The sequence below is a fragment of the Fulvitalea axinellae genome (assembly GCF_036492835.1).
Classification (GTDB): Bacteria; Bacteroidota; Bacteroidia; order Cytophagales; family Cyclobacteriaceae; genus Fulvitalea; species Fulvitalea axinellae.
The window spans coordinates 386,664-403,810 of record NZ_AP025314.1; the positions used below are offsets into that span (position 1 = coordinate 386,664).

The following is a 17,147-nucleotide window of genomic DNA, read 5'->3' on the forward strand; positions in this document are numbered from 1 at the left end:
ATTAAGAAACGGGGGAATTGTTTTAGCCTACCATCATGCTGGTGCTTGGGTATTTGTAAGTTTTGGTGTAGGCGCTGTTACTTAATGATAGCACAAAGGTAAGAGTGCCCACCCTGCCCAAAAACATCGATATAATCAGGATATACTTGCTGGGCTCGCTCAAAGCTGAGGTGATACCCGTACTTAGCCCAACGGTGGCGAAAGCCGAAACTTCTTCGAAAGCCAGATGGATAACCGAGATTTCCGGCTCAAAGAAAGCCAGCAGAAACAGGGAAATCATAATAATGGTACTTGCGAAGAAGAATACCGAAAGCGCCTTGAACAGCAAGGTCTTCGGGATCTCCCTTTTCCCGATCTCGATTCTGGATTTGCCCCGGATAGTGGCCAGGGCCGACACGGAGATCAGATAAAAGGTGGAGGTCTTGATACCGCCGCCTACGGACCCGGACGAAGCTCCGATAAACATCAGCACCACGACAAATATTAGTGTGGCGTTCCGCATTCCGCCGATGTCCACCGAATTGAAACCGGCGGTACGAGCAACCACGGATTGGAAGAAGCTGGCCACCATTTTTTCGCCCACGTTAAGCGTGTCCATGGTATTGTCAAATTCAAGAATGAAGATGATAACCGTGCCCAGAACAATAAGGAAAGCGGAAACGTAGACGGCTACTTTCGTGCTCAACCGCCAATCCATCCAAGGCTTGCGGAGACGTTCCCTCAGTTTTTTCGGTGAGAAAAGGTCTTCGATAACCGTAAAGCCCAAACCGCCGAAGATAACCGTAACCGCCACGACAACCTGCATTAAGTATGCGTGCCTGATAGAGCTCTCGAAAAGATTGTTCGAAAACAGGCTGAAACCGGCGTTACAGAACGCCGATATGGCGTGAAACACCGAAAAATAGACTTTTTGGCCAGTGGAAATGAATTCGACCCCGTTTCCCCAACTGTAATATATCAGCACTGCGGAAATGGCTTCGATACCCAAAGTGAGCGTGACAACCTGCCTAAGAATCCGCTTGGCGGAGTAAAGCGAGTCACTGCTGAAGAAATCCTGTATCAATACCTGTTCCTTAAGGCTAACGTTCTTCCTGATAAACTGGGCGAAGAACAAGGCGAAAGCCAAAAGACCTAGCCCGCCGACTTGGATCAGAATCAGGATTACGACTTGGCCACGAATGGTAAAATACGTGGCGGTGTCCACGACTATAAGCCCGGTAACGCAGGTGGCGCTAGCCGACGTGAACAACGCGTCTGTGAAAGACATACTACCCGGATGTACAGTCATGGTGGGGAGCATCAGCAGACCGGCGCCGCAAAGGATCAGAATACCAAAACTGAGGATAAACAGCGTTGGCGGACGGATATTGAGACGCGGGATGCTCATACTGGCCACCACCAGTTTATACCCGACGATGGTCAGGATATAGACGCTTTCGCTGAATATGTAGAATCCTTTGAAATCGGAAAGTTTCAGCAAATCGAAAACCGTCCGTACCAAGAAGCTGTCGAACAGGTAGTTGGTGATCACGTTGGTGAGTATCAGCGTGATCAGGAAAGTCTCGAACTTGTTTTCCTTTATATAGGTCCAGGCTTTTAACGAATAGAAGACCCGGAGGAAAAATACGGCTACAAAAACACCGAAAACCACGTCTAGGGCCTCGGTGAGTTTTTCCGCTTCGGCGGATGTTTCCTTATAGCCAAATCCGAAAACGAGGACTCCCGCCCCCGCCACAGATGCCAAAAACTCTACGACTGTCAGCACCAAATTTACGTTGGACTGGCTATCGTAGAGTTTGTTGTTTATTTTTTCAACCCAATGTTTTCTTAACATTCTAAAGCAATTTGTTTTCCGCTGCTTCAGCGAACAAACGCTCCTTATCTATCGGCACTACCCCCAAATGTTCGCAAACTAATCCTCCTCCAAGATTTGACAACGCGGCCGTGAAGTCCAACGGCAATTTCAGCGCCATGCAAAGCGATGCGATACTGATCACCGTATCGCCGGCGCCGGATACGTCAGAGATTTGGCGTATATGCGCTTCGATGTGGTGATGTTCCGTTCCGTTGTCAATATAAACGCCAAGCTCGGACATCGTAACCAAAGCGGCCTCGGCATTAAGCGCGGCGAGCAATTGACGTACGGCGTCGCGGAGCTCTTCCGGTTTTTTGGCTTCGAAGTCGATCTTCAGGCCTTCCTTGATTTCCTTGAGGTTCGGCTTGAAAAGATCTACGCGGCGATAAGCCAAAAAGTTCCTTTTCTTCGGGTCCACAACCGTAGGAATTCCTTTTTCACGAGCCATGGACACTACTTCTTCTACGAGGTGCTCGTTGATCACGCCTTTGTCATAATCTTCGAAAATCACGACATCGCATTCCGGCAACAGCAAACGGATGCGTTCCATGATCTCCTTGTGCTCTTCGGCGCTAAGCGGGCGGTCTTCTTCCGAGTCCACGCGCATCAACTGCTGAGAGCCGGCCAAAAGACGTTCCTTGACCGTGGTAACGCGTTCCTTGCTCTGGATGATTCCTTCCGTCGGAATATTTCTTTCCACAAAAAGATCCAGCAGGTCCGATCCGGCTTGGTCTTCGCCCACTAGGGCGCAAATTACGGGCTCGGCGCCCAAGGCTTTGATGTTTTTCGCAACGTTGGCAGCGCCTCCCATACGGGACTCGCGCTTGCTGACATGCACTACGGGAACGGGTGCTTCCGGCGAAATCCGGTCAACTTTTCCCCAAACGTACGCGTCTACCATTATGTCGCCGATGATCAGGGCTTTCAGTCCGTTGAACGCTCCGGCGATATCTTGCAAAGAATTGAGTTTCATAAGATAAAGAATTTTCGGCCAAAGCCTGACCGTCCGGGCCATTTATGGCATAGGCGGAAAGGCGGGGCCCTACCCTATTGCGCCCCGTTGCCGGCTAGGCCGGAACAGGCGCCTGTCCTTGCGGATTCTTGGCAAAGATACAAAATGATGCCCTAAAATCACGCTGTGGGCCGTTGGACCGTATTAATCGAAAAAAGCCGTCGGTTGACGGCTTTTCGACTTAGATGAAGTATTTCAGTCTTATCAGTTCTTTTTCGGTGAGGAAGCGCCAGCGTCCTCTCGGAAGGTCTTTTTTGGTAAGCCCACCATAAAGTACACGGTCCAGTTTCACCACTTCGTAGCCGAAGTGTTCGAATATACGGCGTACAATGCGGTTTCGGCCAATGTGGAGCTCGATGCCCACGTCCAGCCTGTCCGGCGTAACGATAGCCAAATCGTCCACTTCCACGTCTCCGTCTTCCAGCTTGAATCCGGCTTTGATCGCTTCGAAGTGTTCCTCTTCCAAAGGCTTGTTCAGCATGGCCTGGTACACTTTTCTGACCTTGTTGCCCGGGTGGGCGAGTTTGTCGGCCAAATCGCCGTCGTTGGTCAAAAGAAGCAAGCCGGTGGTGTTGCGGTCAAGGCGTCCTACGGGATAAATCCTTTCTTCGCAGGCTTTGGCCACCAATTCCATTACCGTACGGCGGTTTTGAGGATCATCCATGGTGGTGATGAAATCCTTTGGCTTGTTGAGGAGAACGTAAACTTTCTTCTCGCCGTTAAGGATCTTGCCGTTCCACTTGATTTCGTCGCGGTGGGTTACCTTATGGCCCATTTCCGTTACCACTTTGCCATTGACCTTAATTTCGCCGGCGGCGATAAAGCGGTCGGCTTCGCGACGCGAGCACAAGCCGGCGTTGGCGATATATTTATTAAGGCGGATTTCGGATCCGTGCTGGATGCCTTTGTTGCGCTCGATTTCCCTGAGTTTCTTTTCGTCGTATTCCGGCGCCTTGGCTTTCGGACGGATGTCCATCTCACGGCGCTTGTGACGGTCTTTCAGGTAATTGAGCTTGTTTTCCGGATCCCTGCGGAAGTTTTTCTTTCTGTCGTCCGGACGGCTGTCACGGCGTTGCTCCCCGTCATCGCGCCTTGTGGCGAATCTTCCGGAACGTTCCTGACGTTGGTCGCGGTCGTATGGGCGTCTACGCTCATTGCGCGGGCTCTCTTCACGGTTTCTTCCGAAGGTGCGGTTGTCGCGGTTATCACGATCGTGTCGGCTGTTGCGGTCATTAGGCCTTCTGTTGGGCCTTTCGCGGCGTTCGCCGAATGGTCTTTCGTTACGTTCGCCCCGCTCTTCCCTGTTATAAGGCCTGCGGTTTTGTCCGTAGCGTCTTTCCCCTCTTTCCTCCCTGTTGTCTTCTCTGTTGTAGGGGCGTTTGTTTCTGTCGTCCCTGTTATATGGTGTGCGCTTTCCTTGGGCGCTTCTGTCGCCGTCGCGGTTAGCGTTTCTATCGTAAGTGCGTCGTTCTTGGTTGTCTCCGTAAGGGCGCCTGTTCTCAAACTTGGGCTGGTCTTGGTCCTGGCGGATACGGATTCTTTTCCGGGGAGCTCTAGGTTCCCTTCCGCCGGCCGAATCACGTCCCGGCTTAGGCTCTTTTCCGTTGTCCCAATCTTTCTGTGGGTCTTTCTTCTTCATGGCACGGTATGGTTCCCTTCTTTCTGAAAAATTTTAAACAAGAACGCAAAGGTAGGCAAATTGGTATGAAAATCCGCCGGAGGCTTCGCAAAAAGCACCTAATTACCGAAAAATCAGGAGTCTACCTTCTCTCCGACCTCGTTGTCATTGTCAGGCGAAATGTCTTTTAGGGCCGGTAAGTCCTTGATGCTGTTTATCCCGAAATATTCCATAAACGCCGGGCTGGTGCCGTAGAGCAACGGCCGGCCCAATGCTTCGGATTTCCCTTTGATTTCGACCAATCCTTTTTCCAAAAGTGTCCTGACGGAATAGTCAGAATTCACGCCACGCACACGCTCGATATCGGCTTTGGTAACCGGCTGTTTGTAAGCTATAATGGACAGGGTTTCGATAGCCGAGGGCGAGAGGCGTCTTTGCGAACGCTGTTTCGTCAGTACGTTGACCACGTGAGCATAGGCGGGTTTGGTCCGGAACTCGTAACCGCCGGCCACTTCCGCTATGGTAAACGGTTGCGGTCCTTCGTCGTAGCGTTTTTTGACCCTCCGGGCCGATTTTTTGACGGAGGAGAAGTCAACGTCGGATTCAAAGGCCTCTTCGAGGCACTTCTGGATATCTTTCGGGCTTATAGGAGAGGAGGCGCAGAAAATCAGCGCCTCCACGTAAGTGTCGATTTTTTCGGGGGCTTTCACTCGCTTAAGGCTTGGTCCGAGACAAATATAAAAAAATCCGGACAAGCGCATCGGCGGGTTTAGCCCTGCTTTTTGAGCTTCGCCTCAATGGTGTGCATCGTGTGCGGTACGGCGCGCAGGCGCTCTTTCGGGATCAGCTTTCCGCTGTCCACGCAGATGCCGTAGGTGCCGTTTTTGATCCTTACCAGCGCGTCGTTCAGGTTTTTGATGAACTTCTGTTGGCGGGCGGCCAGCTGGTTCAGGCTTTCTTTTTCCGCTGTGTCGGCTCCGTCTTCCAATACCTTCACGTTTCCGGAGGAAGCTCCCGTGCCGTTGTCGATGCTGCGGTTCAGCGTAGATTTGATGTAATTCAGTTCGTTGTAAGCGTTTTCCAGCTTATTTCTCAGAATTTCCTCGAACTCGTTAAGCTCTTCCCGAGAGTAACGGAGTTTCACTTCGGCCTTTTCCATGGCGACAGGTTAGGAGGTTTGACATCATTTTAATGGCGGATACTATAGATCACCTCAATCGTTTTCGTTTCCAACGACACTATCGTAAAAAAATTGCACACGAAAAAAATTTGTAGAGGCAATAAGGTTCCGCCCTCATTCTCATCCACTTAAATAAAGGCCTAAGTTTAGGGCAAAAAAATCGGATAAAAAAATTATATGTAGGAAAAAAGTTGACCTAGCGATACTGGATTATCTCTATTTTTTCTTTTTGAGAAGTTTTTTCGATAATCATTTCTGTAAACGATTAGTATAGAGTTGGTTGTGTTTTTTTGGAGAAACTTGAACTCTAGAAATAGGGTCTTATGTTGTTTGTTTCATGTCGTATAGCGCGTTTCAGGAGCCTTTGGTTTGGCGGGTAGACAATGATGGAGGGTGATTTGTAATCTTTTCTGTATTCAATAATGTTATTGGGTGATTAAATATTTTGTGAATCTCTTGAAATGGAATAATCCCTTCTTATTTTCGGGTAAAATATAATTTTTATATTTTTTAATATTAATTAACCCAATCCTCAAACATGAAAAAAGAATACGTTTTGAAGATCTGGCGCTACGCTTTTGTGTTGACATTATTGTTGACGACATGGGTGAGAGCTTCCGCCACACATATCAGGGCGGGCGAGATTATAGCAGAAGTACTTGACTGTGATGGGTTGAAATACAAATTCACCATAATCGGCTATGCAGATACGGGATCTGATGTGCAGTTTGGAGGTAGCGTTTTGGATTTTGGAGATGGTACAGACCCTCTTGCTTTTGACTCTAGAGATTTTCAAGTGCGGGCAGGGTTGGGAGGTGAATTTGATCAGGTTGTGTTTGAAGTTGAGCATACCTTCCCATCACCGGGTGAGTATTTGGTCTCTTTTAGAGAGTTTAACCGAAATGCTGGAGTGTTGAATATGATTAACTCAGTGGAGACGCCTTTTTATATCGAAACCAAAATACTGATTGATCCTGTTGCGGGATGTAATAACTCGCCTCTCTTTTTATTTCCTCCGATTGAGAAGGGAATTGTGGGCTTGAAATTCACCCATAATCCAGTGGCTTGGGATGCCGACGGGGATAGCTTGTCGTATGAGATTGTGATTAATAAACAATCTCGGAATAAGGAAGTGAACGGTTATCGATTTCCTAATGATCCTAAATTTGGCGGAAAGGTGGAAGGAGGCCAAGCTCTTGCTAAATATGAGATAGATCCTGTAACTGGCGATTTGGTCTGGAACTCTCCGGGCACGGCAGGTGAGTATAGTATCGCTTTGAGGGTATATGAATGGCGACGACTTGCGGGAGAGTGGGTTCAGTTGGGTTTTGTAACTCGCGATATACAAATAATTGTAGAGGAAACGGCCAATAGCGCTCCTGTAATACAGCAATTACCGGAAATGGAGATAGTGGCAGGAGAAACATTGAAAGTTACTGTTAAGTCAACTGACCCAGACGGGGATCCAATTACAATGGGGGCATACGGAGAAATGTTTGAAGTGGAGGATGAAAGTGAGAGGCCTATTTTTTCGCCTAATGGTAAGGACCCGCAAATGCCTGCGGGACAAGCTACTTTGGAAATAGAATGGACTCCTTCGTGTTCTTTTATCAGGAAAGCGCCCTATAGTGTGTTGGTAAGGGCACATAATAATTCAAGTGCAAATAGAGGTTTCCAAGAAACTTGGAGTCTTTGGCAAATAAGAGTGGTAGCTCCGAAGCCGGATCTGATTTCTGCGGAGCGGATAGCAACTAAAGCGGTACGATTAAAATGGGCCGATTATGTCAATCAGGTTAATTGCGAAGCGGACCAAGTGGAAGGGGCGATAGCCAAGATCTATAGAAAAATAGGAATGGAGGAAAGAGACGGAGTTCAATCTACGGGAGGTGCTCTTTTCGATTATAAACTTGTAGGCTCAACAGGGGCGAAGCAAGGGTATTTTGATGATAATCCAGAGTTGATATACGGGGCTACTTACAAGTATCGGATGGTGCTGGAATTTGCGAACGAATATAGCGGGCAGACCGCACTGTCGGATCCAGTAACTGTAACCATAGACCCCGACAAACAAACTGGAGAAACAGCGCCGGTACTAACAGCGGTGGAGGTCACGGAAACTGACGCTACGAACGGGCAGGTGAGTGTGTCTTGGATGGCCCCTTTTGAGGCTGATCCGCAAATTTATCCCGAGCCGTATTCTTACGCCGTTTATCGTGGTGAGGAAGGGAAGGAGCCTGATGATTTTGTCAAAGTTGGTTCTGCCCAGAGCCTGACTTTTGAAGACCGGGGTTTGGATACGAAATCGAAAAGCTACCGTTATTTTGTGTTGGCGGAGACGCCGGGCGGAAAGAAAACAGCTAAGAGTGGTGTCGGCCATACGCCTTGGTTGGAAAAAGTTGAACACCATACGTTTATCAAATTTCAGTGGAAGGCGCAGTCGCCTTGGCTTGCAGAGACTGCAACAGTTTATCGAGATAAAGTAGATGCTTCCGTTCCGGGCGCTTTTTTACCGATCGGGACGGTGAAAGCCGGGAACGAGTTTTTGGACAAGGGCGAGAAGGGTGGTTTATCTCTCGATGAAAATTACCGCTACTATGTAAAGCTGTCGGGTAGCTACGGAACACTGGGCTTGTTGGAACAAATGGCGAAATCGCAAATTATTGACGCAGGTCTTAGGCCTCCGTTGGATTGCCGACCACAGATTATATTTGTGCGCCCCGTGGTTTATGAGTCTAAGTTCTGGGAATATTCTGGGGAAAACCAGCTTGCGTGGCTTATACAAGGCGATGGCCAGTGTGACGGATTGACTTACGAGATCTATTTCCATCCAACCAGCTCTGTTACCGAAGAATTTGAGAGAGTAGGTAGTGCGGATATGCTGTCCTATACTCACTTTCGCTATGATAATAACTTAGGGTGTTATTATGTGATAGCCAAGTCGAGTGATGGGGGAGTCAGTAAGCATTCCGAGGTATGGTGTGTAACTGAAGATATGATATTAGGCTTGGAGAAAGAGCCCCAAAGCTTGATCAATCCGAATCCAGCTTCGGAACAGACAGAAATCTCATTTCCATCAAAAGAGCGGGGGAAAGGATTTGAAGTATTGGTTTTTACCCTTTCGGGAAAATTCTTGGCGCAAGAAACAGGAGAAGTGAGAACGGTACCGTTTGTTTTGGACTTGGATGTGTTTGGAGCAGGCGTATATTTGGTGAAGTGGCGAGCGGGAGATTCGGCCGGGACCGAGCGTTTAGTGGTGAAAAACTAAACCAGATTGATCGAAAAAATTCAAAACCGCCTTCGGTATTGCGTTACCCGAAGGCGGTTTTTCTTTTTAGTAATCCTTCCAGAATGCCGGGGAAAGAATCACGAGTACGGTGAACAGTTCCAGCCTTCCCAGTAGCATTAGGAACGACAGCAACCACTTTCCGGCCAGCGGGAGATGCGCAAAATTATCAACCGGGCCAACGCTTCCCACTCCCGGCCCGATATTGCCCAACGAAGTGGCTACGGCGCCGATGGCGGTCATAAAGTCTACACCGGTCATGGACATGAGGATTGACCCTACGGCGAAGATGATAATGTAGACGATCATAAACGCCAAGACGTTAAATGTCGTTTCGTTGGAGATTGCCTTCCCGTCAATCCTTACAGGGATTACGCCTTGCGGGTGCAGTTGGCGTTTGAATTCCTGCAGGCTATTTTTAAAGAGGATAATATGCCTGATCACCTTTACGCCACCGGCGGTGGAACCCGCCGAAGCGCCGATAAACATCAGTACGAAGAAAATCAGGGTGACAAAGGGCATCCAGGCCGTGTAATCGGCGGAAACGTAGCCTGTGGTGGTCACGATGGAAACTACTTGGAACAGTGCGTCGCGGAAGGAGCGTTCGGCTCCGTGGCCCGAAACAGCCAGTACGACCGTCGCCACAATCAAAGTGGCCACAATGGTCATGAGGCTGTAGAAGCGGAATTCTTCGTTATTCCATATTTTCTTGAAACGGCCTTTGAACAGCATGTAGGTCATCGAAAAATTGGTTCCTGCCAGAAACATGAACACGATGAGGACATACTGAAGATAGGCGTTGTCGTAAAAGGCGATACTGTCTTGTTTGGTCGAAAAACCGCCTGTAGCCATGGTGGTAAGGCTGTGATTGAATGCCTCGACAAACGACATTCCGCCGAACATCAACAAAACAACCTCCATTGCGGTAAGGCCAGCGTAAATGATCCAAAGCCTTTTGGCGGTATCCGCAATTCTGGGTTTGAGTTTGTCTGGGCTTAAGCCCGGTGATTCGGCCGAGAACAGCCGGATGCCGCCCATGCCCAGAATAGGCATGATAGCTACCGTCAGCACAATGATTCCCATACCGCCGATCCATTGCGTCATACTCCGCCAAGTAAGAATTCCCATAGGAAGCTCTTCAATGTTGTTGAGTATGGAGGCGCCGGTGGTGGTGTAGCCTGAGACGGTTTCGAAAAAGGCGTTGGTAAAGCTTGGGATGGCCCCGCTGAACAGGTAAGGCAATGTGGCGAACAGCGACATAAACAGCCAGCCGAAAGTCACGATGATATAACCGTCACGTTTTTTGAGATGTGACTTGTGGCCTCTTGTCGGGAAAAATCCCCCTGCGCCTACCGCAATCGTAATAAGGCCGGATATGAGAAGTTCTATCCAAGAATTTTGCCCTTCGAGGTCATAGGCGAAGGCAAAAGGCAAACAAAGCAGCATAAAGCCACCGTTGATCATCAGCAACAGGCCGAGGATGTGGAGGATGATTTTGTAGTTGAGTTTCATGTCAGCGTCAAATGACGTCGGCTAAATAAAGGTCTTTCCATTCAAAATATTCTTCCGGCTCATCAAGCGGGTGTTATTCGTCCCGTTTTGCCGGAGGTTTTTCAAAGTGTTGATCTTTAAAAAAACTTCTCCACTTCTTTGATTACGCCCAGTTCGCAAAGCAATACTACGCGGTCGTTGGGTTGGAAGGTGAAATCTCCGGTAGTGGTTTTTCCTTCCCCTTTCCTGATTACGCCTCCGACTACGGCCCCTTGGGGGAAATCCAGATCGCGGAGTGTTTGGAAACAGATAGCGGAATCGTCACGCACCTCGAATTCCACCACTTCGGCCTCGAGGCCGTGGATTCCGGCTACGGATACGATTTTTCCTTGCCTTACGTAGCGTGAAATGAAATTGGCGGCGATCAGCTTTTTGTTGATCATCGTATCGACGCCGATCTGTTGCGAGAGGTGTATGTAATCCAGATTCTCGACCATGGCGATCGTTTTGGGAACACCGTGTTTTTTCGCCATTAGGCATGAGATGATGTTTGTCTCAGAGTTGCCCGTTACGGCCACAAATGCGTCTACGTCCTCGATGCCTTCGGCTTCCAGAAGTTCAACATCGTTGGCGTCGCCGTGGATTACCAGAGTGTTGGAGAGTTGTTCGGCCAGCTTGGCACATTTTTCCCGGCTTTTTTCTATGATTTTTACCCGGTGAACCTTCTCCATTTTCAGGGCGGCGTTGAGTCCCGTCCGGCTTCCGCCCATGATCATGATATTGCGGATGCGGCACCTTGCCCGTTTTTTCATGGAATACACACGGTCCACGCCAGTGGGCTCGGCTACGAAGTAAACGAGGTCGTTGGTTTCGATTTTGGTGTCGCCGTGCGGGATTATCGTCTTGTTGTCGCGGAGGATCGCCACAATTATGTAATCCTTGTCTGGGTTTAGCGAGGCGGTCTCTTTCAGGGTTTTCCCTTCCAGCACATCGCCTTCTTCCACTTTAATTCCCACAAGTGAAAGTATTCCCCTGTCGAATTCGAAAGTCTCTGTTAGTGACGCTTCGCGGAGCAAACGCTTGATTTCCCTTGCGGCAAGGGTTGCGGGGCATATTAGGGAGTCGATTCCCAAGGATCTGAAGTCCAGTTTTTCTTCTGATCCCAGAAATTCCGTGTTGCTGATTCTGGAAATGGTACGCTGGGCGCCGAGTTTTTTTCCGATCATGGCCGTGGCCAAGTTGGTCTCTTCGGCTGGCGTGACGCAGATCAGCAGGTCGGTTTTGTCTATGAATGCCTCTTTCAGGATTTGGAAAGAGGTGGAGTTGCCGTGTACCGTAGCCACGTCGAGGTGATTGGCCACGTATTGCAGACGTTCTTCGTCCGTATCGATTAGCACTATATCGTGTTGCTCCTGAGCCAGCTGTTTGGCCAAGTAGTAGCCGACGTTTCCGGCTCCCGCGATGATGATATGCATAACGTTCGCTTCGTTTTTTAAACGAGTGTGAGGGGTCCTTTTCCGCGATTTTCGCCTTTTAGGGTCCCTGTTGTTACCAAAGAGGACAATTTATGCTTATTTGGCGGGATAGAAAACAGGAAGCTCCAAAAATAAAGGAAGACGGCAAACAGAAGCGGGTTTTCTTTGCGAAGACATGCGGACTTATATCAGTCCACTTCCTCAAAATCCACATACTCACCGCCCTTGAAGCTCCCCGGTTTGTATTTGCCACGTTCCTTTTTGGGGACATTGTCCACGTGTATTTCTCCTTCCTTGGCTGTTGGCCTACGCTGGCTGGCAAACGGGTCAGTTCCGCCAAACGAATAGCCTTGCTTTTGGGCTTTTTTGATTTGTCGTCCCAAAAAGGCCTTGAGTAAAATCCGGAGGATGACTCCGCCGAATTTTCTGAACAATAAAAATATAGCCAACAGGATAAGAAAAACTTTCACTCCCATAACAATCTGGTTTGTTAATAATGTCAAACGTAAGTCCGCCCGCTGTTCTTATTGGAGGCGGAACTTGGGTTTTCGCATGTCATATAACGCTGGAAGGCGATATGTCTTGTCTATTTATCTGAAAAACCCTACGACAAAATTACGCATAAACGGGGGAAAAGTTTGTTCCGAATATGGAATAAGGTTGTGTCCTTTGTTAGAGCTGTTTTACTTGTGGCTTTTTCCGGAAAAATTTAAACCCGCTCCATCTTTTTCATTTTCTGTATTCTTTGGGTTAGGTCGGAATAAAGCTCTGTTCCTATCAATACCTCCAGAATCAAAATCGTGAAAAATGCGGGGAGAATAATCTGGAAAGCGGGATAAGCCAAGGCATGATCCGGGTTTTTGAATAATCCGGGAAAGAAGTTCCAAGCTTGAAGCCAAATTTGGATCAAGACGAACATAGGTGCGTTTATCAAGCCGTGGTAAATTACGGCAGCCGTATACTTTTTGCTTAGCCGAGTTATGTTGGTTCGGAAAAGCGAAACAATAAAGAACAGAAACAATGAAGTGCCAAGACCATAAAACACCCACTCAAACAATATGGGTTGACGAAAAAGGAAATAGAGCGAGATGAAAATGACATAGCCGAAACCGTACTTCTCCATACCGAAATAAGCCTTCAGCAAAGAGCCGATTTTCCGGAGCATTTTGGCTTGAGCGCTTTTTACGAAAGCTTCTTCCATCTCAGAAAATCCCATAACCCCAAAAGTGGCGTGGGTTTCCTTTACCGCTTTGTCAAAATCGAGTTCTGGATTAGCCTCAAGTTTTTCCTCTACAGAACTCGCTACATGATCGATGATCTCGTCTTGCAGGTCAATCTGCGTAAACCCCCGGGACGATATGAATCGCCTGATTTTCTGTATTTGTTCGTCGGTTAATGTCATGGTTCAGGGCGTGAAATTTAGGCGGTGCCTAGGTTCAATATTCTGTTCAGGTTTGTGATAAACGCTTCCATGTCACTTACCCGGCTTGTTACTTCGGCGGTTCCTTCCTTTGTGAGCGAGTAATATTTTCTGGTGCGGTTACCGACTTTTCTGGTTTTGGTGGTCAAAAGCCCGTCGGCTTCCAGCTTGTGCAAAGACGGGTATAGGGCTCCTTCCGTGATCTTGAATTCGCCATCCGTGATTTCCTTTACCTTTTGGGTAATCTCATAACCGTACATCTCTTCCTTATCCTCCAACAGCTTCAGGATAATAGTGGACAGGCTTCCTTTTATCAGCTTGTTTGCGCTCATCTTCCAGTTACGTTTTACTATTTGATCGCATTATACATAATTTTCTTATGCATAAGGAAATTATGTATTTATTTTAATGGAATATAAACCGTTTTGGTCTGGGAAAAGGTTCTTGGATGTTCGGTTTTCATCCGTATAAATACCGGCTGAGACGATTTCGATACGGGAGTAACTAAAAATTATCGAAATGTGCTTTTTGTAAACTGTTGAATTTCAGCAAAGAGAACCTTTAGGTAACTAACGAGTAGAAAAGTAAGCTCTTGATTTTTAGATGAAATAAATTGTCTTTTGGCACGTCCCCCTAATAGAAAGAAAGATTTCGTCAACCAATCAGAAGAAGATGACAAGGAAAAGATTTAGCTTTCTGAGTCTTGCGCTAAGCGTTGTTATGCTCGCCTCTTGCGCCAAACCGAAACAGGAGGGAACCGCGGAGCAGGCAAAAGCCGATTTGTCGGCCTACGCTCCGAAACCTTACGTGGAGATCCAGCACCCAGAGTGGTCAAAGAATGCGTCTATTTACGAGGTGAATATCCGGCAATTCACACCGGAAGGGACTTTCAAGGCATTCGAGAGTCACTTGCCCCGCCTTAAGGCCATGGGAGTGGATATCCTTTGGCTGATGCCGATACACCCGATTGGAGAGAAAAACCGCAAGGGCTCTGTCGGTAGCTATTATTCGGTAAAGGACTATTACGGAGTGAATCCCGAGTTCGGAACCATGGATGATTTCAAAGCCTTGGTGGACAAAATCCACGGCATGGGCATGCGCGTTATCATCGACTGGGTTGGCAATCACTCGGCTTGGGACAACCCGCTTGTGGAGCAGCATCCGGAATGGTACACCAAAGACTCGCACGGCAACTACCAGCCTACGCCTTGGTACGATTGGTCCGATATCATCGACTTTGATTACGAAAAGCCGGGCATTCGCCAATACATGACCGAAGCGCTCAAATTTTGGGTACGCGAAGCCGATATCGACGGATACCGTTGCGACGTGGCCGGTTTTATGCCTACGGATTTCTGGGAAAACGCCCGCCGTGAGCTTGACGAGATCAAGCCCGTATTTATGTTGGCCGAATGGGAATCGAGAGATTTGCACAAGAAGGCTTTCGATATGACTTACGCTTGGTCTTTGTATCGCGAGATGCACGAAGTGGCGCACGGCAAAGCCAACCTCGGCGTATTGAACGAGTATATGGCCCACCATGTAAACACGTTCCCGAAAGACGGCTACCGCATGACATTCGTGGACAATCACGACAAAAACTCGTGGGAGGGAACTCCGTTCAGCATGTTCGGCGACGCCGTGGAGGCTTGTATGGTAATGGCCACTACAGTGGAAGGCATGCCGTTGATCTACAGCGGTCAGGAAGCCGGACTAGATCGTAAATTGGCTTTCTTCGAAAAAGACCTGATCGACTGGAAAGAGCATCCGTATGCGGACTTCTACACCACAATGCTTCATCTGAAAAAGAAAAACAAGGCGTTGTGGAACGGCAAGTGGGGTGGTTCCATGATCAAAGTGAATAACGGTAATCCGGAATCGGTGCTTTCGTTTACCCGTGAAAAAGACGGAGACCAAGTGTTGGTAGTGATCAACTTCTCGAAAAATGCGTTGAAGACATCGCTGAAAAGCGATTTCCACGCCGGCGATTACAAAGAGGTTTTCACCAAAGCTTCCGCTTCGTTTGACGGAGATGACCAGATTGAGCTGAAACCTTGGGCTTACAAAGTCTATGCGAAAAATAAATAAGGAGGCTGGAGCTTCCTTTTAGGAAAATATACACTTGCAACGTGTTCATAAAGAAAAAGTCCCGCCAATTTGGCGGGCTTTTTTGTATAGTCAATCGAATAGTCAAAAAGCGGTTGGCTTAGCCTAATCGGAGTGATTTCAATGATTTGGTATCGGCTATCCACGTTTCCGGAATGTCGCCGTAATACAAACCGAGAATCATTCCAGCCAACATGCCTCTTGCCGCTGAATCTCCGCCGGCCATAGCGTTTGCGACCATAGCTTCGCGGTAAGATTTATATCGCAGAATCAAGTAAAGCGCACCCGCAAAACCGCCTGCCACGTCACAGGAAGCGCCGAAAGAATCGATAACCGCTGTGGTGTCGCCATTGGCCAAAGCCTCTTTTACTTTCTCGAATTCCCCGTTTAGCCAATCGTTCTTCATCTCGGCCAACACTTCCGCGCAAGCGGTTTCCAAATCGGCTCCGGCGATTACGGCGTAAGCCATTCTCGCAAAGAATTCGGCGGAAGCCAATACCTTCGGATGATTATGGGTAAGCTTGGTTTGTTCGATGGACAATCGAACGCCTTCCCCTTCCGGGTATTTCGCCAAAATAGGCGCTATGCGTGACGCGCCGGCCAAATCGCTGGAATGCGAACCGTAGTCTTTTCCTTTTTCGAAATACGCCAAGGATTTGTTGGTGGCGTTGTCCATGTATCCGTCGTAGCCAGACATATAAGTTGTCCAAGCTTTACGGAAACCGTCAAGGTCGAATCCGTTATGCTTTTCGATATACTTTGCCAACAGTACGGTCTGGTCGCCGTAATGCGTGTGCTCGCCTTTGTGTCTGTTTTTATGATAAGAACCCGGTATCGGCTCGCTGACCTCGTCGTAAATTCCGAAATGCGTTTTGATCGCTTCGGTATCGTATACCCAGTGGCACCCCAAAACAAAAGCGTCAGCCGTGAGCGCACCGATTAATAAGTTTTTCTTTTCCATAAAGCTATCGTTGTCAGAGATGTCGGTTCGGATTTCTTTTAGTGTACTTGGGCTGTGGCAAAAAGTTGTTGGGATTCGGTTGAGATTTTTCTAAAAATCTTAATTGGAGCGAAATAGAAGCTTTTCGAGCATTCTGAATAGCTTTCTGGGTACAAAAAAACGCTGATTCTTACGGAGCGTATCCGTCAAAATCAGCGTTTGGAGTTTCTCTTTGAAGTGGAGCCGGCGGGAATCGAACCCGCGTCCAGATAAGGTATCAAGTACGCTTTCTACATGCTTAGTATCAGTGAGGTTTTCGAAGAAGACCGGACCTGAGACTCATCCATTGGGCTTCCCTTATTCACGATTAATCTTACCGTTGCGTCATGACACCCGCACCGGCCAGACCCGCGGGGTTGAATGCCGTAGTTAGATTAAGCGGGCAGGTCAGAGGCTTAATCTGGCAATTATGACTGTCTAATTCTAAATTAGGCGGCCATGGCGTAGTTAGTTTCGCCAATTATAATTTGAACGTTTTATTTACGGGAAATACGTACAACTCCCGGCATGCTTACGCCCCAATCGCTCTTACTGTCAAAACCGGTCGGCCCCAGTAACTGCCAAAAAGGGCAAGGGCACAAAGGTAAGGAATAAAGATGGAATATAAAAACCCCTCTCAAATAGCCCAAAACGCCATTTTTTCCCCTTTCGGAAATTTTACGAAAAAAAAATCTTTTTTTTTCGCTAGTCGAGGTTACCTTTATGCC

Annotated in this window: 13 protein-coding genes and 1 other RNA gene; 2 read left to right on the plus strand and 12 right to left on the minus strand. The window is 48.1% G+C overall.

The features are described 5' to 3' along the window. Positions 1-22: 22 nt before the first annotated feature. The 5 genes from AABK39_RS01490 to AABK39_RS01510 all read right to left on the minus strand — a co-directional run bounded on the left by AABK39_RS01490 (position 23) and on the right by AABK39_RS01510 (position 5,644). A complete protein-coding gene (locus AABK39_RS01490) occupies positions 23-1,834 on the minus strand; it encodes a TrkH family potassium uptake protein (protein WP_338393172.1) in 1,812 nt (603 codons plus the stop codon). A 1-nt stretch (position 1,835) separates the two neighbouring features. Continuing rightward, positions 1,836-2,828: a bifunctional heptose 7-phosphate kinase/heptose 1-phosphate adenyltransferase gene (locus tag AABK39_RS01495; protein ID WP_338393173.1), complete on the minus strand. Its 993-nt coding sequence runs from the start codon at positions 2,826-2,828 to the stop codon at positions 1,836-1,838. Between the two features lie 220 nt (positions 2,829-3,048). After that, complete coding sequence (locus tag AABK39_RS01500) at positions 3,049-4,506, minus strand: pseudouridine synthase (RefSeq protein ID WP_338393174.1); 1,458 nt, start codon at positions 4,504-4,506, stop codon at positions 3,049-3,051. 113 nt (positions 4,507-4,619) lie between these two features. Next, complete coding sequence (gene scpB, locus AABK39_RS01505) at positions 4,620-5,195, minus strand: SMC-Scp complex subunit ScpB (protein ID WP_338393175.1); 576 nt, start codon at positions 5,193-5,195, stop codon at positions 4,620-4,622. A 59-nt stretch (positions 5,196-5,254) separates the two neighbouring features. Beyond that, complete coding sequence (locus AABK39_RS01510) at positions 5,255-5,644, minus strand: TraR/DksA family transcriptional regulator (protein WP_338393176.1); 390 nt, start codon at positions 5,642-5,644, stop codon at positions 5,255-5,257. A 559-nt stretch (positions 5,645-6,203) separates the two neighbouring features. Between AABK39_RS01510 and AABK39_RS01515 the strand changes: the two genes are divergently transcribed. Beyond that, positions 6,204-8,930, plus strand: a complete 2,727-nt coding sequence (locus AABK39_RS01515) for a T9SS type A sorting domain-containing protein (protein ID WP_338393177.1) — start codon at positions 6,204-6,206, stop codon at positions 8,928-8,930. Positions 8,931-8,996: 66 nt separating this feature from the next. Here the strand turns inward: AABK39_RS01515 and AABK39_RS01520 are convergent, their stop codons facing one another. The 5 genes from AABK39_RS01520 to AABK39_RS01540 form a co-directional block, all read right to left on the minus strand. Next, positions 8,997-10,460 carry a TrkH family potassium uptake protein gene (locus AABK39_RS01520; protein WP_338393178.1) on the minus strand — a complete coding sequence of 488 codons (1,464 nt, stop codon included), beginning with the start codon at positions 10,458-10,460 and terminating at the stop codon, positions 8,997-8,999. A gap of 116 nt (positions 10,461-10,576) precedes the next feature. Then, a complete protein-coding gene (gene trkA, locus AABK39_RS01525; protein WP_338393179.1) occupies positions 10,577-11,914 on the minus strand; it encodes a Trk system potassium transporter TrkA in 1,338 nt (445 codons plus the stop codon). Positions 11,915-12,102: 188 nt separating this feature from the next. Next, on the minus strand, positions 12,103-12,390 hold the full coding sequence (locus AABK39_RS01530) for a DUF4834 family protein (RefSeq protein WP_338393180.1): 288 nt from the start codon (positions 12,388-12,390) through the stop codon (positions 12,103-12,105). 233 nt (positions 12,391-12,623) lie between these two features. Further along, the gene (locus tag AABK39_RS01535; protein ID WP_338393181.1) at positions 12,624-13,316 is read right to left on the minus strand and encodes a hypothetical protein; all 693 of its coding nucleotides are present in this window, start codon (positions 13,314-13,316) and stop codon (positions 12,624-12,626) included. 17 nt (positions 13,317-13,333) lie between these two features. Then, positions 13,334-13,666, minus strand: coding sequence for a PadR family transcriptional regulator (locus tag AABK39_RS01540; RefSeq protein WP_338393182.1), 333 nt, complete (start codon positions 13,664-13,666; stop codon positions 13,334-13,336). A 340-nt stretch (positions 13,667-14,006) separates the two neighbouring features. Here AABK39_RS01540 and AABK39_RS01545 point away from each other — a divergent pair, with 340 nt between their 5' ends. Continuing rightward, on the plus strand, positions 14,007-15,422 hold the full coding sequence (locus AABK39_RS01545; RefSeq protein WP_338393183.1) for an alpha-amylase family glycosyl hydrolase: 1,416 nt from the start codon (positions 14,007-14,009) through the stop codon (positions 15,420-15,422). A gap of 118 nt (positions 15,423-15,540) precedes the next feature. Here AABK39_RS01545 and AABK39_RS01550 read toward each other — a convergent pair whose 3' ends face one another. After that, complete coding sequence (locus AABK39_RS01550) at positions 15,541-16,401, minus strand: ADP-ribosylglycohydrolase family protein (protein WP_338393184.1); 861 nt, start codon at positions 16,399-16,401, stop codon at positions 15,541-15,543. Positions 16,402-16,615: 214 nt separating this feature from the next. Next, positions 16,616-16,992: a transfer-messenger RNA gene (gene ssrA, locus AABK39_RS01555) on the minus strand. Between the last annotated feature and the right edge of the window lie 155 nt (positions 16,993-17,147).